A 25048-nucleotide genomic window follows, 5' to 3' on the forward strand; every position below is an offset into this window, starting at 1 on the left:
CTACATAGCCAGGCCACCATCAATAGATAGAACTTGACCTGTCAGGTATTCTTGTTTGGCTAAGAAGACAGCCACTTCGGCCACTTCTTCTGCTTGTCCAAACCGCTTCATTGGGATTTGGCCCATCATAGCATCCTTGATTTTATCCGATAAAACAGCTGTCATATCAGACTCGATAAATCCAGGTGCAATAACATTGACGCGGACATTGCGGGCCGCCACTTCACGAGCAATAGACTTACTAAAACCAATGACACCAGCCTTAGAAGCTGCATAGTTAGCCTGACCAGCATTTCCTGTCAAACCGACCACACTAGAGAGATTGATGATAGCTCCTTCACGAGCCTTGGTCATGGGCTTCAATACTGCCTGGGTCATATTGAAGGTCCCTGTCAGATTGATTTTCAGGACAGCATCGAAATCTTCTTCAGTCATCCGAAGAGCCATACCATCCTTGGTAATTCCCGCATTGTTGACCAAGATATCCACTGAACCGAGGGCCTCAACCGCCTCATCGACCATCCGCTTGGCATCCGCATTGTCAGACACATCACCGGAAATAGCGACCACCTTCACGCCATAGTCTGCGAACTGGGCCAATAGTTCCTCTGAGATAGCTGAACGGCCATTCAAGACGACATTGGCACCGAGACTAGCAAATTTGTGGGCAATAGCCAGACCGATACCGCGAGTCGAACCTGTAACGAAGACATTTTTGTTTGAAAGTTCCATGTTACCTCCTAGTTGTAAAAGTACTTTGTTGATTATGGGGTTAAAAGGGCTTGTAGGCTAGCTTCATCTTCGACAGCCAGGGCCTCAATATTCTTATCAATTTTTTTCAGGAAGCCACTCAAAACCTTACCTGGTCCAATTTCGATGACTTTAGTCAAACCTAGCTCCTTCATGGTATCAATGGACCCGTAAAAACGGACGGGCTCCATGACCTGACGGGCCAAGAGGCTCTTAATCTGATTTTTTTCCATGACCTTGGCTTCTGTGTTGCCAACCAAAGGAACTTGGAAGTCCTGAAAATCAACCTTTTCCAACTCCAAGGCCAATTTTTCGCTGGCAGGTTTGAGAAGGGCCGTATGGAAGGGACCAGACACATTGAGAGGAATGAGCCGTTTGGCACCAGCTTCCTTGAGATAGTCGACTGCTGCATCCACAGCTGCCACATCACCACCGATGACGATTTGAGCTGGAGTATTGTAGTTGGCGGGTTTGACATAGCCCTTATCAGAAGCCTTTTCGCAGGCCTCCTCAATTAAAACCACATCCGTGTTCATAACGGCCACCATCTTACCGGTTCCAGCAGGGGCCGCAGTCTCCATAAACTGACCACGTTTGGCAATGAGGGCCACTGCATCTTCAAAATCCAGACTTCCAGCAGCTACTAGGGCTGAATATTCGCCCAAGGATAAACCAGCCACAATGTCTGGCTGCAGGCCTTTTTCAACCAGGAGTCGATAAATAGCAACTGAGGTCGTCAAGATGGCCGGTTGGGTATAGCGGGTTTGATTGAGCTTTTCCTCATCATGATCAATCAAGTCCCTTAAATCGTATCCCAGAACTTGGCTAGCCTGATCAAAGGTTTCCTTGACAGTAGGATACTGATCATAAAGATCACGCGCCATACCCAGTTTTTGGGCCCCTTGGCCTGCAAACAAAAATGCCGTCTTTGTCATCACAAACTCTCCTCCGATTGAAATTTAGACTATGTTTATTCTGTTACATCTGCCCAGCGTTTGGCTTCCTCACGAATGACCTTGGCTGCTCCATAGTAGATATCTTTCAAAATTTCTTCACAGGTTTCTTCCTTGCTGACCAGACCTGCAATTTGTCCAGCCATGACTGAACCATTGACAACATCACCATCTACCACTGCGTTTCTGAGGGCACCTGCTCCCAATTCTTCAATTTCTTCTGCTGTCTTCTTACCAGCCAAGAAATCTTTTTCTGCCTGGCTGTAGGCTGTTGATAACTTATTCTTGATGGCCCGTACAGGATGGCCGACAACAGAGGCTGACACAACCGTGTCAATATCCTTGGCCTTGAGCACTTTTTCCTTGAAGGCTGGGTGGGCATTGGACTCAGTGGCCACTACAAAACGGGTACCGACTTGAACAGCCACTGCACCAAGCATGAAGACTGCCGCAGCTCCACGTCCATCCGCGATACCACCTGCACCAATAACAGGAATATTGACCGCATCTACCACTTGTCGAACCAGTGTCATGGTGGTCAACTTACCAATATGGCCACCTGCTTCCATCCCTTCAGCGATGACCGCATCGACACCCAATTTTTCCATCCGTTTGGCTAAAGCAACAGATGGCACAACTGGGATAACGATAATACCAGCAGCATGGAGGCGCTCCATATATTTACCTGGATTCCCAGCACCAGTCGTTACAACCTTGACACCTTCTTCGATGACCAAATCTACGATATCATCTGCAAATGGAGACAAGAGCATGATATTGACTCCAAAGGGTTTATCTGTAATGGCCTTAACCTTATCAATGTTGGCCTTTACGACTTCCTTAGGGGCATTTCCCCCACCGATGATTCCTAGACCACCAGCATTGGAGACAGCACCAGCCAGATCTCCATCAGCCACCCAGGCCATACCACCTTGAAAGATGGGATATTTAATGTTCAAAAGTTCTGTAATAGATGTTTTCATAATAACCTTCTTTATTTTTATTGCTTAAGTAATTACTCGAAATTCAAATAATTACCTAAACAAGAAGGAGCGTAAGAATAGTTACTTTTTCAATTCTCCACGCTCCTCCGTGCACTGATCTAAATACTTTGATGTGTCAATGTTTAGGTTCTCAAAGTATTTAACCAAGAAAAATGCTAGATTCCTAGCATTCTTATCTTAGTTGACTTCCTTTTCAACATAGGCAACCAAGTCAGCAACGGTTGTCATGCCTTCTTCGGAATCAATTTGGATATCGAATTCATCTTCGATTTCAGAGATTACTTGGAAAAGGTCCAATGAATCTGCATCCAAATCTTCAAAAGTGGTGGTAAGTTGTACTTCTTCAGCGTCCTTACCGAGTTCTTCAACGATGATTGCTTGTACTTTTTCAAATACTGCCATGTGTGTTCTCCTTTAAATTTAGGTTATTTTTTTAATCACCACGTTACCGTAGCTAATTAACTAAAGTTTTATGACGAGGGTTCCCCAAGTAAGTCCCCCTCCAAAGCCGCTCATCAAAGTAGTCTGACTGCCATCCAATTTGATGTTGCCATTTGCTACACATTCTGAAAGCAGAATAGGAATAGAGGCTGCACTTGTATTGCCATACTCCATCATATTGGCTGGAAATTTATCAATTGATACGCCAAGTTTTTGGGCCATCTTTTCCAGGATACGGAAATTGGCCTGATGCATCAAAAAAATATCAATATCATCAGCTGTCAACTGACAATCTTCAATCAATTTTCCAATGCTCTTGGTCACATCTCGAATGGCAAATTCAAAGATTGCTCGACCATCCATTTTCAAATAGGAATCATCTTCCTGCTTATCCGAAAAGGGTGAGTGTAAGCCCTGGATCCCAGAAACCAAACTTTGACCACGACCACCATCTGAATGCAAGCTCTCAGCTAAAAAATGAGGTTCTGAGCTAGCTTCCAACAAGACACCGCCAGCCCCATCTCCAAAGAGAACAGCTGTCGTCCGATCAGACCAGTCAACCGTTTTGGAAAGAATTTCTGCACCAATGACAATCCCTTTTTGGTAGCGACCAGAGGCAATCATCTTCTCAGCCGTTGATAGGGCGAAAACAAAGCCGGAACAAGCCGCTGACAAATCATAAGCAAAAGCCTGATGCGCACCGACTGCTGCTTGAACCTTTGTGGCTGTCGAAGGCATATTGGAGTCCGGCGTGATGGTAGCCACAATAATAAAATCAATGGCTTCAGCAGGAATTTGGCTTTTTTCGAGGAGACTGGCGGCTACTTTGGTAGCTAAGTCACTTGTCTGCTGGTCTCTCGCAATATGACGCTTACGAATACCCGTCCGAGAAGAAATCCATTCATCACTGGTATCCATGATTCTGGCCAAATCATCATTATGGATGACTTGGTCAGGAACATAATGAGCAACCTGGCTAATTTTAGCATGGGCTGTCATTTCAAATCCTCCAAGAAGTTATAGAGATTCAAGAGACCTTTTTTCATAACCTTATACTCTGTCTCATCCATTCCTTCCGTAATCTGACGGACCATTGCTCGGTGGAAACGCTGGTGCAGACGATAGACCAAACGTCCTTTCTTCGTCAAATAGAGATGAACAACTCGGCGATCCTTAGTCGAGCGAACCCGTTCAATATAACCTTTTCGTTCAAGATTATTCAAGCTGGTTGTCACGGTTCCCAAGGTTACCATTAAGGTCCTGGCAACATCTGTTGGAGTAGCATCTTTTTTCTCCCCAACTACGTCAATGGTATGCATTTCTTTAATAGAAACATCGCTAAAGCGACTGCTTCGAAGACTAGATTCTTCAATAATTAAGACATTATTAAAGATTGCCGTTAGATACTCATTGATTTTTGCATCATCCAATTTCATCACCTCCATCTTATTTGACTCTCAAAGTATAACCTATATTAGTTTGTGTGTCAAATATTTTCTTCACAAAAGTATTATTTCCCTTTAAAAGCTGGCCGTCTCCGTTCTGAATGGGCAATAACCCCTTCTTTGAAGTCCTCCTTGAAGGCCAATTCTCTTTGTAGCTTCAATTCTAAGTTGGCATAGTCTTCCCAGTTTTCAAACTCACTTTTCCAAACCATTTCTTTGATAGCCCGATAAGAATTAATGGAGCCGCGCAAGAGTCGTTTGCAAACCTGAGCTACTGTTTTTTCCAGTTTTTCAGATTCAACCACCTTGTAGACAATACCATATTCAAGAGCTTTTTCAGAAGAAAGTGCCTCGCCAGTCATGGCCAACTGTGTCGCCCGATTGACACCGATTGATCGGGAAAGAAGAAAAATTCCACCCGCATCAGGGGCTAAGCCAACTCCAACAAAGGCCTGGATAAACTTGGTTTTATCGGATGAAATCACGAAGTCAGAGGCTACTGCCATATTGGCTGCAGCACCAGCTACCGCTCCATCTGTCACCATAAGAACAACCTTCGGAAGTTTCTTCAAGGCAAAAGAAATGGTATTCACCAACTCTGCAATCCGAACCAAGGATGGAATGTCGTCTTCATCAACCGCTCGTTTCATTTCAACCAAGTCTCCGCCGACTGAGAACACTGAACCAGCTGCCTGGATTTGAAGAATCAGTACATCATCATTCTTCTGGGTTAAATCGATTGCTGCTAAAATTTCCTCACACATAGGAATATTGAAGCCATTTGACACTTCTGGTCTTTGCAAAGTCAGACGGGCAATTTGGCCATCTACTTCATAGCTGATTGTTGAAAACTGCATAGGGCACCTCTTTTTGTTTTAATTATCAAATTAAATAAATAGTCTATCTTCATTCTATCATAAGTAGTCAGAAATTTCTGTAAAAAACTGCATCAGTTTGTGACATCCGACCAACATGTTTAATAAAACACCCAAACCTTGCCGATTTGGGTGTTAAACTTGTCTATTGTTCAGATTTTCTAGCAAATCTGCCAAACTTTGGATTTTCCGTTGAGCCTGACTTTGATCCACTCCCCATTTTTTATCTTCAATAGCCCAGACTTCCAAACCTGCTGCAATTCCTGCTGCAATACCCAATTGGCTGTCTTCAATGACTAGAGTTTCTGATTTGCCAGTTCCCAAGGCAGTCCAGGCTTTTTCATAAACAGCTGGATGAGGTTTACAGGCTATGCAGTCCATCGCTGAAAAAATGACATCAAAATAGGATAGGATTCCTGCTTCCGTCAGAGCTCGGTTGACCTCACTCAAATCCGTATTGGAAGCCACTGCCAAGGACAAGCCCCGTTCTTTCAGGACAGAAAGAACCTTCTTGGTTTCTGGAAAAACACATTGACCATAGGGAGTTGGGTGTGCTAGTTTATAATCAGCATATTCCTTTTCTAACTGGTCAATATTCCAATTTTCAATATCATCACCTAAAATCAGAGGCCAGATTTGACTAGCTCTTGCTCCAACAAACACTAGGGGGTCTAGGTGAGCCAAGCTGATTCCCTTGCTTTGGAGAAAGTCAGATCGTCTTTGGTAGTAAAAATCCTCTGTTTCAAAAAGCACTCCATCCATATCAAAAATAATTGCCTGAAACACTCTACAACCTCCTATTGATCAATTCCCTGCCTAAGCTATGTCTATTGTAGCATGAATCGGCCATCTCGTCCTGAAAAAACGAACCATTGGCAGAATTTTCTAAATCTTACTGACATCCCTGCTGCATTATGCTATAATAATGAAAAATCTAAGGAGTTTTTATGAAAGTAACAAAATTTGGCGGTAGTTCTCTGGCTTCTGCTACTCAACTAGAAAAAGTATTGAATATTGTCCAATCGGATCCTGAACGCCATTTTGTGGTTGTTTCTGCCCCAGGCAAACGAGATGGTCAGGATACCAAGGTAACGGATGCGTTGATTAAATATTATAAGGAATATATTAGTGGCAAGGATGTTACTGCTAGCCAGGAATGGATTATCAATCGCTATCAGGCCATGGCAGATGAACTTGGTTTTGAGGCAAAAAGCCTGACCAAGATTGCCAAAAGTATTCGAGATTTGGCCAATCTACCGATTGAAGACAACGACTTTCTTTACGATACCTTTTTAGCGGCTGGTGAGGATAACAATGCCAAGCTTATTGCAGAGTATTTCAGCTACAAAGGACTCCCTGCCCGTTATGTTCATCCTAAGAAGGCTGGTCTTCTAGTTTCTTCTGAACCTGGCAACGCCCGTATTCTACCGTCTAGCTACGATCGCATTGAGGAACTGCGCAATTTTGATGAAGTTCTGGTCATTCCTGGCTTCTTCGGCGTAACAGAGGACAATCAAATCTGCACCTTCTCCCGTGGCGGCTCTGACATTACTGGCTCCATCATCGCAGCTGGAGTGAAGGCAGATTTGTATGAGAACTTTACCGATGTAGACGGCATTTTCGCTGCCCACCCTGGCATCATCCATAAGCCTCACTCCATCTCTGAGTTGACATATCGGGAAATGCGTGAATTAGCCTATGCAGGCTTTTCTGTCCTGCACGACGAAGCCCTCTTGCCAGCCTACCGTGGCCGCATTCCATTGGTCATCAAGAATACCAATAACCCAAGTCATCCTGGCACACGGATTGTCCTTAAACATTCTGGAGAAACCATGCCTGTTGTTGGGATTGCAGCTGATGACGATTTTGTCAGCATCAATATTTCCAAGTATCTCATGAACCGTGAGGTAGGTTTCGGTCGGAAATTATTGCAAATCCTGGAGGAATTAAATATCCGCTGGGAACATATGCCGACCGGTATTGATGATGTATCTGTTGTCCTTCGTGGTCGCGAATTGACACCAATCAAAGAAGAAGAAATCCTCCGCCAACTCAACCATAATTTGGAAGTAGATAAGGCCGAAATTGAGCACGACCTTTCCATTATCATGATTGTTGGTGAAAACATGAAAAGCCATGTCGGTGTAGCTGCTACTGCCACCACCGCTCTATCTCAGCGTAACATTAACCTTGCTATGATTTCCCAAGGTGCATCTGAAGTATCTGTCATGTTTGTTGTTAAAACCGAACAGCGAAACAAAGCTTTGCGAGCTCTTTATGACGCATTCTTTCGTGACGAACAATCATCACAGGTAGTCCAATAGTATCGTAAAACCCGATTATCCTTAAGATAATTGGGTTTTACTGGTTCATGAAGGAGGTATCAGTTGGTTATTGGATTTGGACCTTGTCAGTCCATGGGCTGGCTGTTGAAACCAGAACAGCATTTAGGTCTTCCATGTTTTTTCGTCCCTGGTCAGCTAACCAAGCCTTGGCAGCTTCTTCTCCTTGCGAAGCAAAGATAGCAACCGCATCTTTCCAGGTTGCCCGGCCACAGAGTACGCCGTTGAAGGTCGAACCTGCTTCCTTGGCCACTAACAGGGTTTCTTGGAAGAGACTAGCAGAAACACCCGCACTGAGGAAGATAAAAGGTAGATGGGTCGCATCAGCCTGTTCCTTGAAGTAGGCCTTGGCCTCCTCCAAACTATAAACGGGTTCATCTTCTGAGTAACCAGCCACAAAGTTCATATTGACCGGCACTTCGACTTTCAGGACATCTGCCTTGTAACATGGCTTACTAAACTCTTGCATAGCTCCGTTGACCTTGTGAGGTTTTAGAGTCGCATATTCACGAGAAGTCACATCCATTTCACTGGCATCATAGGTCAGAATTTCAACAAAGTAAGGAATATTCTCGGCCTGACATTCACTACCAATCCGCTCAATCCAGGCATGCTTGATATCGTTGATTTCTGGTCTATCATCCACATCATAATAGAGCAAGATTTTCACTGCATCAGCTCCTAGGTCCTTGAGACGCTTAACAGACCAGTTGTCTAAAAGGTCAGGGAGACGGCCGGGCGTTGAGGCATCGTAGCCCGTTTTTTCATAACCTGCAATCAATCCACAGGATGGTGCCCGCAATTCAGATGCTGGCACTCCATATTCGGCATCCAACAAAATGGAGCTAGCATAGGGGGTCAAATCGCTAGAAATAACCTTTTTAAAGTCGATGAGAATGTCATCACCGAAATCCCCACCACCTGCCGCCTCAGCGAGAAGCCGTTTGAGGGCACCGCGCTGGTCAATGGCCAGGGCCGCAATCACTTGCTGATCATCCGACAAGCGAAGCATATGGTCGAATTTTTCCTGTGACATCAAGAGTTTTTCCATTTTTTTCCTCCTAGGAAATCTTTATCCAAAACGTTTTTGGCCATCCAAGTAGGTGGCAATGAGCTGGCCTGCATCATCAACCACGATTAAGTCAGCTGGGCGTCCTTCCGCAATCAAGCCACAGACATGGTCAATGCCGACTGATTTTGCAGGGGCCAAGGAAGCCATCCGAAGGGCATCTGGTAGGGTAACCAGGCCCCAGGCAAGGACATTTTGGACCGCCTCAATCAACTCAAGGATGGAACCAGCCAGACTACCCGAATCTTTCAGGCGGGCCGTCCCATCTTTGACCACCACTTCAAATTCACCCAGCCGTGACAGGCCTTCTCCCATGCCTCCAGCCCGCATGCAGTCTGTAATGAGGACTGTTTCTTCAGGTCCCCTGGCCTTAATCACCACTTCCGCTGCTGCTGGATGGACATGGTGGCCATCGCAGATCATTTCCGCGTAGACCTTCTTCAAATTAAGGGCTGCTCCCACCATGCCAGGTTCCCGATGATGGAGCCCGCTCATGCCATTGTAGACATGGACAAAGATATTGGCTCCTGCATCAACGGCTTCTTTAGCCTGTTGATAGGTCGCATCACTATGGGCTAAGGCTGTACGAATATCTTTGCTGTTGGCAAATTCGATAAATTCTTTGACCCCTTGGCGTTCAGGTGCAATAGCAATCTTGTTGACCAAGCCCTGAGACAAACGATGCCACTTATCCAATTTTTCAATAGATGGATCACTCATGTATTTGGGATTTTGGGCCCCTTTGTACTTCTCTGTAAAGAAAGGACCTTCCAGAAAAATCCCCTGGATTTTAGCCCCTGTTTCCTGTCCAGCATGCTGACCGATGGTTTCACAGACCGCATCCAGATTTTCAACGGAATCTGTCAAGGTAGTCGGTAACCAAGAAGTAACACCGCAAGAAAGAAGGCCTTCCGAAATGACCTTGATCCCTTCAAAGTCATTGTCCATGACATCGTGGGAGGCATAACCATGGATATGGGTGTCCACAAGTCCTGGTGCCAGATGATAGGCAGAATAATCAATGATGGTGCCCTCTGGTTTTTGATCGAAGATGGCCCCAAAGGTTCCATCATCTTTTATTTCCAGATAGGCTTGGGACACTTCTCTGTCCTCTAAAATAATTGATTTTGCAAATAGGTAGACTGACATGGCTCTCCTTTCAAATGTCAATATATTATTATTTTCAACTGGTTATAACCATTTATACTCCTATTGTAATCCCCTTTGTCCAGAATGTCAAGTTCTTTTGTGGACTTTAGGATAAAGTCAAAAACTGGTCGAAACCAGTTTTTAATCACTTATAAAGGCGGGGAATTCGGTCAGACAAGAGACAGACCACCTCATAGTTGATGGTCCCTAGATAGTCTGCCCAATCTTGGACAGAGATAATTGCGGAATCTTCCTGACCAATCAGGGTTACCTTCGTGCCCAGTGGATAAGATTGGGGCAGACGAATAGTGATTTGATCCATAGACACCCGTCCTACAATTGGGCAGAGATACCCTTCCACTAGGACCTGGAAATTTTGCATTCGTCGAATCAAGCCATCGGCATAACCGATAGGAACTGTTGCAATAATCTCCTCTTCCGAACTGGTATAGGTGGCTCCATAGCCAATGCTACTGCCCCCCTCTAGTACCTTGACTTGAACCAATTCTGATACCAGTTTGAGGGCTGGTTTGATAGGAAAGGGCAGGGCTAGTTCCCGGCCGCTGGGATTGAGGCCGTAGAGGATATCTCCTAAGCGGACCATATTGAAGACCGTGTCTGCATGCCAGATACTGGTGGCTGAATTGCTGGCATGGACCAACTCTGGAAGCTCTTCTATTTCCGAGAGAATCTGCTTAAAAGTGGCCAGCTGTTTCTGAAAATAGGCTTGATCAGCCTGATCCGCAGTCGCAAAGTGGGTAAAAATACCCTCAGCCTTGGCCCCATGCTGTCTTAAAACAGCTAAAGCTTCCTTGATAGTTTTACTCTCAAGGAAACCAATTCGTCCCATACCGGTATCCACCTTGATATGAAAACGCAGATTGTTCAGTAAATCCTTGTCCACCATCTCTATCCACTCTCGGCTAGCAATGGTAAGGATAATATTTTCATCCAGAGCCAAAGGCAGGGCTTGGACAGGGACAACTCCCAAGACCAGGATATCTTTTTGGATACCAGCCTGGCGCAATTCCAGTGCCTCATCAATATTGGAAACGCAAAAGCCATCCACTTGGGCCAAGAGGGTTTGTGCCACTGGCAAGACCCCGTGCCCATAGGCATTGGCCTTGACTACCGCAAAGACCTGAGTTTGGGCTGGAAGTTGGGCAACCACCTGCCCTAAATTGTAGGAGATGGCTGATAAATCTACTTCAATATAGGTTGGTCTGTGAATACTAGCTTTCATCTTCTTCCTCCAAAATGACACTGGCCTGAACAAAGTGACCAGAATGACTGATACTGACCCAGGCTTTAGCTGAGAGGGGAGACTTGCTGATGTAGGGAGCCCCTTTTTCATCGTTTAAAATCTCAATATCCTGAAAGCCAATCCGACCCACACCTGTTCCCAATGCCTTGGTAAAGGCCTCCTTGGCTGACCATCTGCCTGCCAAATATTGGAGCTGACGCCTGCCTTGAAAGCTCGAAAAGATTGCATATTCTTTCTCTGTCAGGACTTTTTTAGCAAAACTTGTCCGCCTGATCAGAGCTTTCTCAATGGCTTGCATATCCTGTAAATCAATTCCGTGTCCTATTATCATCTCTTTTTTCCAAAAAAGGTCTGGAAATATTCCTAGACCTTATTCCTTATAGTGCTGCCTTCGTCGACTTAGTGACGACCATGACAATTTTTAAACTTTTTACCAGAACCACATGGGCATGGATCATTGCGGTCTACACCATCAAAGTTTTGAGGTTTTTTCTGCTCCGGAACAATGTTCTTAACAGCTGTTGTATGGGCCTCACGAACCACACGCTCCCGCTCAATGTTATCATGAATTTGAGCTTTCATCATCAGACGGGTCACATCAAATTCAATAGCACCGATCATGTCATTAAACATGGTAAAGGCTTCTGATTGGTACTCAACAACTGGGTTATTCTGTGCGTATCCACGCAAACTAACCGCATTACGCAACTGATCTAAAGCATCGATATGGTCAGTCCACTTGTTGTCTACTACACGGAGAATCAAGACTTTTTGGAACTCTCGAATCCGTTCTTCATCTCGTAATTTTTCGATCTGCTTGTCATAGACAGCGAGGGCTCGCTGGAAGAGTTCATCCTTGATTTGCTCGTCATTTTTCCCTTCGAAATCTGCCAGAGAGATCGATTCTTCCGCAACTAGAGAGGTTTGCGCAAAACGCAAGATGGCTTCAAGAGCTTCCTCGCGCTTGATACCCTTGTGATTGGCAATTTGACGATCAATAGTCCGCTTAATCATTCCTTTAATTTCAGGGGCTAAGTCGCGGTCTGCGGTGATGACATCCTGACGCTGGCTGTAGATGATTTCACGCTGTTCACGCATCACATCATCATACTGAAGAATTTGCTTCCGTGAATCGTAGTTATTCCCCTCAACCCGTTTTTGAGCTCCCTCAACCTGACGTGTAAGCATACCAGACTTGATAACCGATTCTTCTTCGGTCAGATTCATTCGTTCCATGAATGCTTTGATGCGTTCAGAACCGAAGCGTTTCATCAAATCATCTTCCAAAGAAAGGTAGAATTGCGATTCACCTGGATCTCCTTGACGGCCTGAACGTCCACGCAACTGGTTATCAATACGGCGACTTTCATGGCGTTCGGTACCAATGACACAGAGCCCGCCCAGTTCACGCACGCCTGGGCCCAACTTGATGTCGGTACCACGACCGGCCATATTGGTAGCAATGGTAACTGCCCCGCGTTGACCGGCATTCATGATAATTTGGGCTTCACGGTAGTGGTTCTTGGCATTAAGAACCTCATGAGGAACACCTGCAGCTACCAAGCGTTTAGACAAATAATCAGAGGTTTCAACGGCAACTGTACCAACCAAGACGGGCTGTCCTTTTTCATAACGATTTTTAACATCGGCTACGACGGCATTGAATTTGAAGTCCAGATTTGGATAGAGTAAATCTTCATGGTCCTCACGGATAACAGGTTTATTGGTCGGAATTGGAATAACGCGCATATTGTAAACTTCGCGGAATTCCTCTTCCTCGGTCTTAGCCGTACCGGTCATACCTGCTAACTTCTGGTACATACGGAACATGTTTTGGTAGGTGATAGAAGCGCTGGTCTTAGATTCACTTTGGATAGGCACAGCTTCCTTAGCTTCAATAGCTTGGTGCAAACCATCTGAATAACGGCGGCCTTCCATGGTCCGACCTGTAAATGGATCGATAATCATGACCTCTTGCTCTTCGTTGACCAGGTAATCAATCTCATTGATCATGATGTAGTTGGCACGGAGAGCATTGTCAATAAAGTGAGTCAATGCCACATTTTCAATATCATAGAGGTTGTTTAAGCGGAAGAAGGACTCCGCCTTATCAATACCAGAATCAGACAAACCAATGGTCTTAGAAGAGACATCGATGATGTAATCATCCTTCTCTAAGGATTTGACAAAATTGTCCGCCATGAAGTAGAGCTGATTCGTATCAGAGCTGGTTGCACCTGATACAATCAATGGTGTCCTAGCTTCGTCAATCAAAACAGAGTCTACCTCATCAACCAAAGCAAAGTTGAGAGGGCGTTGTACCATGTCCTCAGCACGAACGACCATGTTGTCACGAAGGTAGTCAAAGCCAATCTCTGCATTGGTTGAATATGTAATATCACACTGATAGGCTTCACGTTTTTCAAAAGAAGATTTGGCTGCCAAGTTAATCCCAACAGAAAGGCCCAGCCATGAGTAGAGCTGTCCCATCTCCTCACCATCACGTGTAGCCAAGTATTCATTGACCGTAACAACGTGAACCCCTTTGCCAGCCAGGGCATTGAGGTAAACTGGCATGGTCGCAGTCAGGGTTTTACCCTCACCGGTACGCATCTCTGGGATATCCCCGTTGTGCAATACGATACCACCCATGATTTGCACAGGATATGGGTAGAGACCTAGTACACGTCTGGATGCTTCACGAACCACGGCAAAGGCTTCATAAAGGAGGTCATCCAAGCTCTCTCCTTTTTGGTAACGATCCTTAAACTCTTCCGTTTTAGCCTGCAAGTCCTCGTCAGACAGAGCAGCCATTTGGTCTGCATAGGCGATAACCTTATCCGCCATTTTTTCTAATTTTTTCAGCTCTCCCTTATCATTTTCAATGAGAGAACGAAGAATATTTGTTGCCATTTCATACTTCCTATTTTTATTTCAGTTCAATAATACATTTTACCACACCAACCGTGTTTTATCAAGGTTCACCCCTCTCTGGGGGATAAGTCTTATCTTTTTACAAAAAAGACACTCTCTTTTTCCTTACACAGCGAAAAACAAGCCCATTTGCTTGTTTTTCTGATTCCTATGGATGACTGACAATCATTTCCAAATGTCCTCGGAAAGTCCAGTCTTGGCAGTCACTAGGTAGGATAAAATGATCTCCTTTTTTCAAGGGATAGGTTTGACCATCTAATTCCAATTCCCCCTGACCATCCAAGACAGAAAGTAAGTAATAATCCGCTTGCTTCTTCATGGATAACTCCCCATGAATAGCCCATTTGTAAACTGTGAAAAACTCATTGCTGACATAGGTAGTTAGGCTGGCATCTACCAATTCGACGGTATCAGGATGGCTATTGGCAGGCTCGCCGATGGTCATGACATCAATAGACTGCTGGATATGAAGCTCCCGTAGGTTGCCTGTGTCATCCTTGCGGTCAAAGTCATAGACCCGATAGGTGGTGTCGCTGGACTGCTGGGTTTCCAAAATCATGATCCCCTTGCCGATGGCATGCATGGTGCCACTAGGAACAAAGAAGAAATCACCCGCCTTGACCGGAACATGGGTCAAAAGGGCATCCCATTCTCCCTTCTCAATCATCTGAGCCAACTCTTCTCGGCTCTGAGCGGCGTGGCCATAGATGATTTCTGCACCTTCTTCAGCAGCAATCACATACCAACACTCGGTCTTTCCCAACTCTCCCTCATGCTCCAAACCATAGGCATCGCCCGGATGAACCTGCACACTGAGCCAATCATCCGCATCTAAAATCTTGGTCAGGAGGGGAAACACCGGACTTTGGCTATTGCCAAAAAGATCCCTGCGCTCCGCATACAGCTGGTCCAAGGCTTTTCCCTTGTGGGGGCCGTTTGCCACGATTGAAACCCCATTAGGATGGGCGGAAATAGCCCAGTACTCTCCCGTTGTCGGACTAGGAATCTCATAGCCAAACTCTGTCTTCAGGCGTTGTCCGCCCCAGATTTTTTCCTGCATGACGGATTGTAAAAATAAAGGTTCTGCCATATCTCAACTCCAATCTCACTTGTTAAGGCTATCATATCAAATTTTTCAATTGTTTGCTAGAAGAAAAAAACCCAGTCAAGCTGGGTCTATATTTTATTCCGAAACCTGCTTAGCTAAAGCAAAGTTCCCCAATGTTGCAGAGCCGTTTTCAGCCACAGCTGGGGTTACGATGTATTCCTTAACATCTGGTACAGGTAGATAATCATTCATAAGACCAGTAAATTTCTCACGAACCCGGTTGAGCATGTGTTCTTGAGCCATCACTCCGCCACCAAAAACAATCACTTGCGGACGATAAAGAAGAGTCGCCTGCACAGCAGCTTGTGCAATATAGTAGGCTTGAACATCCCAAACATCTGAGTTGAGTTCAATCAACTCACCGCGGACACCAGTACGACCTTCCAATGATGGACCAGCTGCCAGACCTTCCAAGCAGCCATTGTGGAAAGGACAAACACCATTAAATTCATGTTTAACATCATAGGGATGGAGGGCCACATAGGTATGACCAGCCTCAGTATGGCCGAGACCGCCAATAAATTCGCCATTTTGAATAGCCCCTGCTCCGATACCTGTACCGATTGTGTAGTAGACCAGGCTCTTGACACCTTTACGAACCAAGGCCTCCCCAAAAGCAGATGAGTTAACATCGGTCGTAAAGTAAAAGGGAATATTAAATTCCTTGGCAATCAGACCAAGTAGATCCACATTAGCCCAGTTTGGCTTTGGTGTTGAGGTAATAAAGCCATAGGTTTGAGAATTTTGGTCAATGTCAATCGGACCAAAGGATCCAATGGCAATACCAGCCAGGCGATCCTCATAGCGCTTGAAAAACTCAACCGTGCGCTCAATAGTTTCGTAAGGTGTCGTTGTTGGAAACTGGGTCTTTTCAACTACTTGAAAATGCTCATCTCCCACTGCACAGACAAACTTGGTACCACCAGCTTCTAAGCTACCATACAATTTTGTCATCAATCTTCTCCCTTTAAAAAAAATTATCTTTATTATACCATATTTTTTAGTGATAAGAAAAAGGCTTTCGCCTTTTTCTATATTATTTTATTATTTAGCAACTTTGAGGAAGTCTGCACCATGAGCGACAGTGCCTTGAGCAAGTCCTTCAACCACTTCAAAGTCCGCTGTGTTTGTAACGATAACCATAGTTGTGTCATCCAGACCAGCTGCAGCAATCTTGCTAGAATCGAACTTAGCAAGAGGAGCACCGACCTTAACCTTATCACCTGCAGCAACCAACTTCTCAAAACCTTCACCGTTCATTGAAACTGTGTCAATACCGATGTGAATCAAGAGTTCTGCGCCACTTGCTGTTTTCAAACCATAAGCGTGGCCTGTTTCAAAGGCGATAGTTACTTCTGCATCTGCTGGAGCATAAACAACACCTTCAGATGGTTTAACCGCCAAGCCTTTACCCATCGCACCAGATGAGAAGACTGGATCATTAACACTCGCTAATTCCACTACTTCACCTGAAAGTGGGGATACGAGAGTTTCTTCTGGCAACAGAGATGTAGTAGCTTCTGCGAGCAATTCGTCAGTTGCTACTTCTTCAGGCTTTTTTGCAGAAGCTTCTCCTTCAGTTACCTCATCTTCATAACCGAACATGTATGTCAAAGCAAAACCTGCTACGAAGGATACAGTTACCATGAGAATGTACTGCGGCAATTGACCGTTGAGGTAGAGCAATGAACCTGGGATAATAGTAATACCAAAACCAGTACCTGCAAGACCAAGTAAGGAAGCAACTGCACCACCGATAGCACCAGCAATCAATGATAGGAAGAATGGTTTACGGAAACGTAAGTTGACACCGAAGATAGCGGGCTCAGTAATACCGAGGAAGGCTGAGAGAGCAGCTGGGAAAGCGAGGGCTTTCAGTTTCGCATTTTTTGTTTTCACACCAACCGCTACAGTTGCCGCACCTTGAGCGGTCATAGCAGCTGTAATGATAGCGTTGAATGGGTTTGCACCAGTGTTAGCTACCAATTGTGACTCCAACAAGTTGAAGATATGGTGAACACCTGATACGACGATGATTTGGTGAACACCACCAATAATCAAACCTGGCAGGCCAAATGGCAAGGCAAGGAGTGTTTCAGCTGCTACTAGGATGTACTGTTCAACAACGTGGAAGACTGGACCAATAACGAAGAGTCCAAGAATAGACATTACGAAAAGGGTAATGAATGGGGTTACCAAGAGGTCAAGAACTTCTGGAACCACCTTGCGGACTGCTTTTTCAAACTGGGCACCGATAATACCGATGATGAAGGCTGGCAATACTGAACCTTGCAAACCTACCACTGGAATGAAACCGAAGAAAATTTCAGGTTTGACATCACCACCTGAGGCAACTGCCCATGCGTTAGGGAGCGAGCCCGAGATCAACATAAATCCAAGAACAATACCGATAACTGGATTTCCACCAAATACGCGGAAAGTTGACCAAACAACCAATGCCGGAAGAGCAATGAAGGCTGTATCTGTCAAGATTTGCGAGTAAACATTCAAATCTTCAGGAAGAGTAATGCCCAACGCTCCCAAGAGACCGCGAAGACCCATGAAGAGACCGGTCGCTACGATAGCTGGGATGATTGGAACGAATACGTCACCAAAGGTACGAATAGAACGTTGGAAGAAGTTACCTTGCTTCGCAGCTTCAGCCTTCATTTCAGCTTTGGTTGATGTTGGCAAACCGAGTGCTACGACTTCGTCGTAAATTTTGTTAACAGTACCTGTACCAAAGATGATTTGGTATTGGCCAGAGTTAAAGAAGGCACCCTGTACTTTTTCAATATCTTCGACAGCATCTTTGTCGATGATTGACTCATCTTTGACCATGACGCGAAGGCGAGTCGCACAGTGAGCTACACTGTTGACATTCTCAACTCCGCCCAAGGCTTCGATGACTTTTTTTGCAATTTCTGTATTTGTCATTTGCAAAAATCTCCTTAAATATTTTTTCTTTGAAAGTGTTTTCAAAACTTTCTATGCTTTAATTATATCATTTTTTTTCGTTCTGTCAAACGTTTTGCAGAATTTTTGATGACTTTCATTTTTTGACTGGTTTCATTTGATTTTTCAACTGAAAACGTTTAGTATATAGAGTGAAGATATTACTTATTTTGGAGGAAAAAATGTCCCTTACGACGGAACAACGCTATAAACCCTATGCGGAATGGACTGAAGAGGAGATTAGAAAAATCAAGGAAAATGCTGCCAGCTCTCCTTGGCATACCAATTTTCACATTGAGCCACCCTACGGACTATTGAATGATCCTAATGGATTCTCTTTTTTCAAGGGGAAATGGCAGCTCTTTTACCAATATTTCCCATTTGGTGCAGCCCATGGTCTCAAATCCTGGGTACAAACAGAGTCTACAGACCTGGTGCATTTCGAAGAAACCGGTACAATCTTAACACCTAATACCCCTTTGGATAGCCACGGGATGTATTCTGGTTCTGCCATGCAATTTGGAGATAAGCTGTTCATTTTTTACACAGGAAATGTTCGTGATGAAAATTGGATGCGCCAAACCTATCAAAATGGTGTCCTACTTGACAGTGATGGCAATTGGGAAAAAGTCCCGCAAACCCTCATTACCCAACCAGAAGATGTGACTGCTCATTTTCGTGACCCGCAAATCTTCTTCCATGAAGGGGAATACTACACCATCATCGGTGCTCAAGATATTCAGAAAAAAGGGATTGTAAAACTCTACAAGGCTCAAAACAGTGACTATCACAACTGGACCTTTGTTGGGGATTTGGACTTCCAAAATGATAAAACATCCTACATGATCGAGTGCCCAAACTTGGTCTTTGTGGACAAGCAGCCTGTACTGCTTTACTGCCCTCAGGGAATGGCCAAGAATGTCTTGCCATATGACAACATCTATCCAAACATGTATAAGATTGCGGACCGCTTTGACACAGAAAATGCCGTCCTCATCAATCCGTCCGACATTCAAAACTTGGATTATGGTTTTGAAGCCTATGCCACTCAAGCCTTTAATGCCCCTGACGGCCGTGCTCTGAGTGTTAGCTGGCTGGGCTTGCCGGAAGTGGCTTATCCAACCGATAAATTTGATTACCAGGGAGTTCTTTCTTTGGTCAAGGAACTGAAGATCAAAGATGGTAAGCTCTACCAATACCCTGTGGAAGCTATTACCAGCCTGAGAAAAGACCAAGGGGCACCTTTTGCAAACCAGACAAAGACCAACAATGTTTACGAATTAGAATTGACCATTGCTGCAGATACCCAGGCTGAGTTTGTCCTCTTTGCAGATGAGAATGGTCGTGGTTTCAAAATCCTGATGGATACAGAAAAAGGACAGATTACCATCGACCGCAGTGAAGCTGGCGAGCAATACGCTCTTGAATTTGGTCAAACACGTTCCTGTGAAATTAAACCAGGTGTGCTGACAGCCAACATCTTTATTGACCGCTCTGTATTTGAAATCTTTATCAACAAGGGAGAAAAAGTATTTTCTGGCCGTGTCTTCCCGCATGAAAATCAACATGGTATTATGATTAAACAGGGAGATATTTCCGGAACCTACTATGAATTAGACTATGGTCGCAAAACTAACTGATGTCGCTGCCCTAGCCGGAGTCAGCCCCACAACGGTATCTCGGGTCATCAACCAAAAGGGTTATCTTTCTCAAAAAACTATCGACAAGGTTAATCAGGCTATGCGGGAGTTGGGTTACCGCCCCAATAATCTAGCTCGGGGCCTCCAAGGAAAATCGGCCAAGTTAATCGGTTTGATTTTCCCCAATATCAGTAATGTTTTCTATGCAGAATTGATCGAGTGTCTGGAAAAAGAACTATTTAAGCAGGGTTACAAGACCATTATCTGCAATAGCGAACAGGATTCGGCCAAGGAAAAAGAATATTTGGAAATGTTAGAAGCGAATCAGGTAGATGGTATCATCTCTAGTAGTCACAATTTGGGAATTTCAGACTATGATCGAGTAACGGCCCCAATCATTTCTTTTGACCGAAACCTATCTCCGAAGATTCCCGTAGTTTCTTCTGATAATTTTTCTGGTGGTGTACTTGCAGCTCAGACCTTGCTGAAAAGCGGCTGCCAACAGATTATCATGATTACTGGTAATGATGACAGTGACTCCCCTACCATTCGGCGGCGGACAGGCTTCAGCTCCGTCCTTCCTCAGGCTACTTGCGTTAACATTTCTAGTGATTTTTCACCGACAAGAAAAAAAATGGAAATCAAATCTTTGATTGAAACGTTAAAACCTGACGGTATTTTTGCTTCGGATGATATGACTGCCCTGCTCATCATGAAAATTGCTGAGGAACTGGGACTACATATCCCAGAGCAACTGAAGATTATCGGCTATGATGGAACCCATTTTGTAGAGCATTATGTTCCCAATTTGGCTAGTATCAAGCAACCAATATCTGATATTGCCAAACTTATGGTAGAACTTCTTCTACAAGAAATTCAGGGAAATCCTGCAACATCTTTGGAATACACCTTACCCATCTCACTTCTGCCAGGTAAGAGCATTTAAAAACTAGCACACATTTGCGTGCTAGTTTTTTTTATACAACAAAGTCATCTGTCACTGACGACCTTAACGTCCAGATTTCAAGGTCTAGGTTTGGACTGGCCTGATAAGAGCTTTCTTGCTCAGTTGGATAGAGATGAGTGGTAAAGGTCGCTTCGCCTTTGTTAAAGAAGATTTCAACCGAACTACGGTCCAGATAAAGAGCGATATCTGTTAAATCCTCTTCCAGAGGCACTTCCAACACTTCACCGATGGCCTCATTAAAACGCAGTTCCATCTGACTGCGATCAATTGTCACAGTCTTTCTGGCTGCATCATAGCTCAACTGCAAGCCTCCTGTTCCATCAGACTTACTAAAAAGAGTGAGTTGAGCATTCCCACCAGTATGTTTGACCTGCACCTCAGCTACCCGTGGCAGGCGGCCAGTTGGCTCCACTTTCTCCTTGCGGAGTTCACGAATTTGCTGAACTGGAAGTTGATAGAGTTTGTCATTGACGATTCTCAACTCTCTTGGCAAAACTAGACTGCCTTCCCAATCTTCTTCTTCCGTTGGATAGTGGTTGTCCGGCAATCCCATCCAGGCAGTCAAGATAGCCTTGTCCTCCTCTTTGACGTTGGCCGCAAATTGCGCCGCATAAAAGTCAAAGCCATAATCCAGGTGACGATATTCTCCGTCCGCGTGGAAGGTCAGGTTTTCATAATCCATATTCCCAATCAGGTAGATATTGTGATTGGTCGAGTTCCCGCGACGGGGCAATTTTGTGTATTGAGGCGAAAAGACTAGGATATCCTTATCACCAATGCGAGCGATAGACGGGCATTCCCACATCCCACCAAGGTCTTCGTAACCAGGCACTTTTAGCTCTCCTGCAAAGGTCCAGCCTTGCAAGAGTTCCTTAGAGGAGTAAATCAAGACCTTGCCCTTTAAGTCCTTGGACTGGGCCCCTAGGAGGATATAGTAGGTTTGATTAGCCTCATGGTAAACCACCTTAGGATCCCGTTGGTGCTCGGTATAATCTGGATGAGGACCAAAGAGAGGCTCAGGCTGTTTAATCAATTGCCCATCCTCTGTCAACTGGGCCAGACAGGTATAGGGGGTCCGAACCCAATTTTCATCCCGGTGATTGCCCGTATAAAAGAGATAGAGTTCTTCATCCGTTGAAAAACCGGATCCAGAATGGACACCCTTGTTGTCATAAATGGTATCTGGATGGATACCTACTCCTTCATTTTGCCAATGGAGCAGGTCCTTAGAAGTTGTATGATACCAGTACTTGAGCCCATGCACAGCCCCCCAAGGGCACCACTGGTAATAAAGATGCCAGATTCCCTTATGGTAAATGAAGCCATTTGGATCGCTGGATAGCCCTGTGATAGGCTGAATATGATAGGTCTGCCGATAGTCAGAAGCTTGAATCCTGTCATACAAGTCCCTAATCTCACTGGCATCCTTTAGCACACGGTAGCGCTCCTCCGTTGTCCATTCTTTCACATCAAACCTCCTGATTTCATCTAATATGATAGTTTTCTTTTTATTATAGCGAAACCGCTTTCAGATTGCAAGTTTGAAATTGAATTTTCTGAAAATAAAAATCCCCCTTTCGGGAGATGATTTATTCTTTTACAAAGTGTGTCAGGACACCGTTGATAAATTTGACAGAGGCCTGATCTGAGAACTCTTTGGCCAACTCGATAGCTTCATTGACTGCCACTCGGTCTGGCGTTTCATCGCAATAACGAATTTCAAAGAGACCCAAGCGCAAAATGCTCTTATCAATGGTAGTCAACCGATCCAGGCTCCAGCCAGATTTGAGATAAGGTTCCAACTCCTTATCCAAGTCATCTCGATGCTGGGCCACGCCCGTCACCAACTGGAGAAGAAAGAGGGGAATTTCCACCTCCTGCACTTCTTCCTGGTCATAGAGATAGGAAAACTGTGCCGCCTGCAGGGGATCCTGACCAAATTCGATGGAGACGATAGCCTGAAGAGCCCGTTGGCGCAAGTGTTTTCTTGAGTCTGGAAGCTTATTCTTCATCGAGGAAGTCCTCACCAAACAGGTCCTGTAAGTCTGGTTTTGGTGTTTCCACTGGTACAATACCCACAACATGGATGTTGACAGCCGATACAGTCACATCTGCATAGTTGAAGACGGCTGTTTTAACAGCCCGTTGGATATCCATGGAAACAGCTGGTACAGACACACCGTATTCCAAATAAACATAGATGTCTGCAGTCAGGTTGCCTTCTTCATCAGATTCCAAATAAACACCACGATTGAGTGAGGTTTTTGACAATCCATCCGAAAAGCGTTTGTTGTGAAGAGAGTGAACACCCTCCACCTTTGCTGAGGCAATCCCTGTGATAACTTCTAGCACATGGGGAGCAATGACGATTTCGCCAAGATTTTCTACTGACATAACTTGTCCTTTCTAGGATGACTTACGCACGGGATACGTAAGTGCCTTCTGCTGTATTGATGACCAGTTTTTGGCCGGCTTCGATAAAGTCTGGCACGTTCACGACCAAACCAGTTTCCAGAGTTGCTGGTTTGCCTGAACCTGTAACAGTAGCCCCCTTGATGGATGGCTGAGTTTCTGTGACAGTCAATTCAACAGTGGTTGGAACTGTGACACCGATCACCTCTGAACCGTAGAACTGGATTTTCACATCGGAGTTTTCCAAGATATAGAGCAATTCTTCCTGGATGGTTGCCACTGGAATCTCATACTGGTCGTAGGTCTCCGTGTTCATGAAATAGGCTGTGTCATCCATTTGGTATAGATATTGAGCTGGAACCGTCTCGATGATGGCTTGCTCAAATTTTTCATCTGGACGGTAGGTTGTATCAAAGGTAGAACCTGTACGAACATCTCGCAATTTCATTCGCATGATGGTATTTCCCTTACCTGGTTTGTGGTGGCTGGCATCCAAAACCTTGATCAATTTGCCATCGGCTTCAAAGGTCATACCAGCTCTCAGTTTACTTGCTTCAATCATTTTTTTAACTACCTCGTATAAAATTTATTCGTTTTATTTTACCACAAATGCCTAAAATTCTCAAATCATCGCTTAGGAGATGACAATCAATTCTTTGGGCGCTAGGGTCAAAACTTCACAGCCATTTTCTGTAATCAAGAGATCATCCTCGATGCGCAGACCATACTGGCCGTCTAAGTAGATGCCTGGCTCGTCAGTCACTACCATTCCTGGTGCCAATTGGCCCTTGCTGGCGGCACCAAAGTAAGGAATTTCATGAATGTCCAAGCCGATACCATGGCCAATGCTGTGAGTAAAGTTGGCCCCGTAGCCGGCCTCTGCAATGACCGCCCGAGGAATGCCATCAAAGTCTGCAAAGGAAAGGCCTGCCTTAGCTTGGTCAATCAGGGCTTGGTTGGCCCGCAGGACCACATCATAAATTTCCCGTTCCTGGTCACTCACCTGGCCGATATGGATAGTCCGAGTCATGTCAGACACATAGTGGTTGTAGTAACAACCGAAGTCCAGGGTTAGGCTTTCGCCCGTCTCGATGACCTTGTCGCTGGCCACTCCGTGCGGCATGGCCGAACGGTAACCGGAGGCAACGATGCTTTCAAAGGAGACACCGGATGCCCCATATTCTCTCATGCGAAAATCAAGGAAGTTGGCCACCTGTAACTCTGTTGTTTGGCCCGGTTTGATAAAGTCCAAGACATCCACAAAGGCCCTATCAGAAATCGAACAAGCCTGGCGGATAGTCGCCACTTCCTGGGCATCCTTAATCATGCGGATTTTTTCCACGAAATCGGTCAGAGACTTGAGTTCGTAACCTTCAAAGACCTGGCTTAATTGCTGATAAAAACCATAGGTCACTTGGCTGTCAAAACCAATGCTGGTCAGTTTGTCGTCTGCAATGACCTTGGCAATCTCACCTAAAGCATCTCTGTTGTCCAAGATATCAAAGCCCTTGACCACACTCTTGGCAATCAAGGTATAACGAGCATCCGTCACGAAAATACGGCGTTTTTTGCTGATAAAAAGGGTGGCGCTGGTTCCTGAAAAACCAGTCAAATAATAGACATTGGTCAGGTTGGTGACCAAAATCCCATCCACACCTGCCTCATCGAGGGCTGCTTCAAATTTTACTAAGCGTTCTTGCAAATAGTTTGTCATAATTTTCTCCTTCATTCACTAGAAAC

The 25048-nt window shown here is 44.9% G+C and carries 24 protein-coding genes; 3 read left to right on the forward strand and 21 right to left on the reverse strand.

Annotated features, from left to right (window positions below):
- From fabG to ACEYCN_RS06220, 8 genes are all read right to left on the reverse strand, one after another.
- A complete protein-coding gene (gene fabG / locus ACEYCN_RS06185) occupies positions 1 to 732 on the reverse strand; it encodes a 3-oxoacyl-[acyl-carrier-protein] reductase (RefSeq protein ID WP_373713426.1) in 732 nt (243 codons plus the stop codon).
- Positions 733 to 764: 32 nt separating this feature from the next.
- Positions 765 to 1685: an ACP S-malonyltransferase gene (gene fabD, locus ACEYCN_RS06190; RefSeq protein WP_373713427.1), complete on the reverse strand. Its 921-nt coding sequence runs from the start codon at positions 1683 to 1685 to the stop codon at positions 765 to 767.
- 35 nt (positions 1686 to 1720) lie between these two features.
- Positions 1721 to 2689: an enoyl-[acyl-carrier-protein] reductase FabK gene (gene fabK / locus ACEYCN_RS06195; RefSeq protein WP_373713452.1), complete on the reverse strand. Its 969-nt coding sequence runs from the start codon at positions 2687 to 2689 to the stop codon at positions 1721 to 1723.
- Positions 2690 to 2884: 195 nt separating this feature from the next.
- The gene (locus ACEYCN_RS06200) at positions 2885 to 3109 is read right to left on the reverse strand and encodes an acyl carrier protein (protein WP_373713428.1); all 225 of its coding nucleotides are present in this window, start codon (positions 3107 to 3109) and stop codon (positions 2885 to 2887) included.
- A 60-nt stretch (positions 3110 to 3169) separates the two neighbouring features.
- A complete protein-coding gene (locus ACEYCN_RS06205) occupies positions 3170 to 4147 on the reverse strand; it encodes a beta-ketoacyl-ACP synthase III (RefSeq protein WP_373713429.1) in 978 nt (325 codons plus the stop codon).
- Complete coding sequence (locus ACEYCN_RS06210) at positions 4144 to 4584, reverse strand: MarR family winged helix-turn-helix transcriptional regulator (RefSeq protein WP_373713430.1); 441 nt, start codon at positions 4582 to 4584, stop codon at positions 4144 to 4146. The genes ACEYCN_RS06205 and ACEYCN_RS06210 overlap by 4 nt, the downstream gene beginning before the upstream one ends.
- 74 nt (positions 4585 to 4658) lie before the next feature.
- Entirely contained in the window at positions 4659 to 5450 is a 792-nt protein-coding gene (locus ACEYCN_RS06215; protein ID WP_373713431.1) for an enoyl-CoA hydratase, read from the reverse strand.
- A gap of 153 nt (positions 5451 to 5603) precedes the next feature.
- Positions 5604 to 6254 carry an HAD family hydrolase gene (locus ACEYCN_RS06220; protein ID WP_373713432.1) on the reverse strand — a complete coding sequence of 217 codons (651 nt, stop codon included), beginning with the start codon at positions 6252 to 6254 and terminating at the stop codon, positions 5604 to 5606.
- 161 nt (positions 6255 to 6415) lie between these two features.
- Here ACEYCN_RS06220 and ACEYCN_RS06225 point away from each other — a divergent pair, with 161 nt between their 5' ends.
- Positions 6416 to 7792, forward strand: a complete 1377-nt coding sequence (locus ACEYCN_RS06225) for an aspartate kinase (protein WP_373713433.1) — start codon at positions 6416 to 6418, stop codon at positions 7790 to 7792.
- A gap of 67 nt (positions 7793 to 7859) precedes the next feature.
- Here ACEYCN_RS06225 and ACEYCN_RS06230 read toward each other — a convergent pair whose 3' ends face one another.
- From ACEYCN_RS06230 to ACEYCN_RS06265, 8 genes are all read right to left on the reverse strand, one after another.
- A complete protein-coding gene (locus ACEYCN_RS06230; RefSeq protein WP_373713434.1) occupies positions 7860 to 8861 on the reverse strand; it encodes a tagatose 1,6-diphosphate aldolase in 1002 nt (333 codons plus the stop codon).
- A gap of 21 nt (positions 8862 to 8882) precedes the next feature.
- Positions 8883 to 10028, reverse strand: coding sequence for an N-acetylglucosamine-6-phosphate deacetylase (gene nagA, locus ACEYCN_RS06235; protein WP_373713435.1), 1146 nt, complete (start codon positions 10026 to 10028; stop codon positions 8883 to 8885).
- A gap of 145 nt (positions 10029 to 10173) precedes the next feature.
- Complete coding sequence (alr, locus tag ACEYCN_RS06240) at positions 10174 to 11271, reverse strand: alanine racemase (RefSeq protein ID WP_373713436.1); 1098 nt, start codon at positions 11269 to 11271, stop codon at positions 10174 to 10176.
- Entirely contained in the window at positions 11261 to 11623 is a 363-nt protein-coding gene (acpS, locus tag ACEYCN_RS06245; RefSeq protein ID WP_373713437.1) for a holo-ACP synthase, read from the reverse strand. Before acpS ends, alr begins: the two co-directional genes overlap by 11 nt.
- A gap of 68 nt (positions 11624 to 11691) precedes the next feature.
- Positions 11692 to 14205, reverse strand: a complete 2514-nt coding sequence (gene secA, locus ACEYCN_RS06250; protein WP_373713438.1) for a preprotein translocase subunit SecA — start codon at positions 14203 to 14205, stop codon at positions 11692 to 11694.
- A 169-nt stretch (positions 14206 to 14374) separates the two neighbouring features.
- Entirely contained in the window at positions 14375 to 15316 is a 942-nt protein-coding gene (gene manA, locus ACEYCN_RS06255; protein WP_373713439.1) for a mannose-6-phosphate isomerase, class I, read from the reverse strand.
- Positions 15317 to 15409: 93 nt separating this feature from the next.
- Complete coding sequence (gene scrK / locus ACEYCN_RS06260) at positions 15410 to 16288, reverse strand: fructokinase ScrK (protein WP_373713440.1); 879 nt, start codon at positions 16286 to 16288, stop codon at positions 15410 to 15412.
- Positions 16289 to 16378: 90 nt separating this feature from the next.
- Complete coding sequence (locus tag ACEYCN_RS06265) at positions 16379 to 18271, reverse strand: glucose PTS transporter subunit IIA (RefSeq protein WP_373713441.1); 1893 nt, start codon at positions 18269 to 18271, stop codon at positions 16379 to 16381.
- Between the two features lie 200 nt (positions 18272 to 18471).
- Between ACEYCN_RS06265 and ACEYCN_RS06270 the strand changes: the two genes are divergently transcribed.
- Both ACEYCN_RS06270 and ACEYCN_RS06275 read left to right on the forward strand, forming a co-directional pair.
- Positions 18472 to 19929 (forward strand): sucrose-6-phosphate hydrolase, encoded by a 1458-nt coding sequence (locus ACEYCN_RS06270; RefSeq protein WP_373713442.1) that lies wholly within the window; start codon positions 18472 to 18474, stop codon positions 19927 to 19929.
- Positions 19910 to 20875: a LacI family DNA-binding transcriptional regulator gene (locus ACEYCN_RS06275; protein ID WP_373713443.1), complete on the forward strand. Its 966-nt coding sequence runs from the start codon at positions 19910 to 19912 to the stop codon at positions 20873 to 20875. Before ACEYCN_RS06270 ends, ACEYCN_RS06275 begins: the two co-directional genes overlap by 20 nt.
- Before the next feature lie 31 nt (positions 20876 to 20906).
- On the opposite strand, the gene ACEYCN_RS06280 is transcribed toward ACEYCN_RS06275, so the two are convergent.
- The 5 genes from ACEYCN_RS06280 to ACEYCN_RS06300 all read right to left on the reverse strand — a co-directional run bounded on the left by ACEYCN_RS06280 (position 20907) and on the right by ACEYCN_RS06300 (position 25022).
- Positions 20907 to 22364 carry a sucrose-6-phosphate hydrolase gene (locus tag ACEYCN_RS06280; RefSeq protein ID WP_373713444.1) on the reverse strand — a complete coding sequence of 486 codons (1458 nt, stop codon included), beginning with the start codon at positions 22362 to 22364 and terminating at the stop codon, positions 20907 to 20909.
- 121 nt (positions 22365 to 22485) lie between these two features.
- On the reverse strand, positions 22486 to 22908 hold the full coding sequence (gene nusB, locus ACEYCN_RS06285) for a transcription antitermination factor NusB (RefSeq protein WP_373713445.1): 423 nt from the start codon (positions 22906 to 22908) through the stop codon (positions 22486 to 22488).
- Entirely contained in the window at positions 22898 to 23290 is a 393-nt protein-coding gene (locus ACEYCN_RS06290) for an Asp23/Gls24 family envelope stress response protein (RefSeq protein ID WP_373713446.1), read from the reverse strand. Before ACEYCN_RS06290 ends, nusB begins: the two co-directional genes overlap by 11 nt.
- A 22-nt stretch (positions 23291 to 23312) precedes the next feature.
- A complete protein-coding gene (efp, locus tag ACEYCN_RS06295; RefSeq protein WP_373713447.1) occupies positions 23313 to 23870 on the reverse strand; it encodes an elongation factor P in 558 nt (185 codons plus the stop codon).
- 72 nt (positions 23871 to 23942) lie between these two features.
- Complete coding sequence (locus tag ACEYCN_RS06300; RefSeq protein ID WP_373713448.1) at positions 23943 to 25022, reverse strand: M24 family metallopeptidase; 1080 nt, start codon at positions 25020 to 25022, stop codon at positions 23943 to 23945.
- Between the last annotated feature and the right edge of the window lie 26 nt (positions 25023 to 25048).

It is taken from the genome of Streptococcus sp., from assembly GCF_041802885.1.
Classification (GTDB): domain Bacteria; phylum Bacillota; class Bacilli; order Lactobacillales; family Streptococcaceae; genus Streptococcus.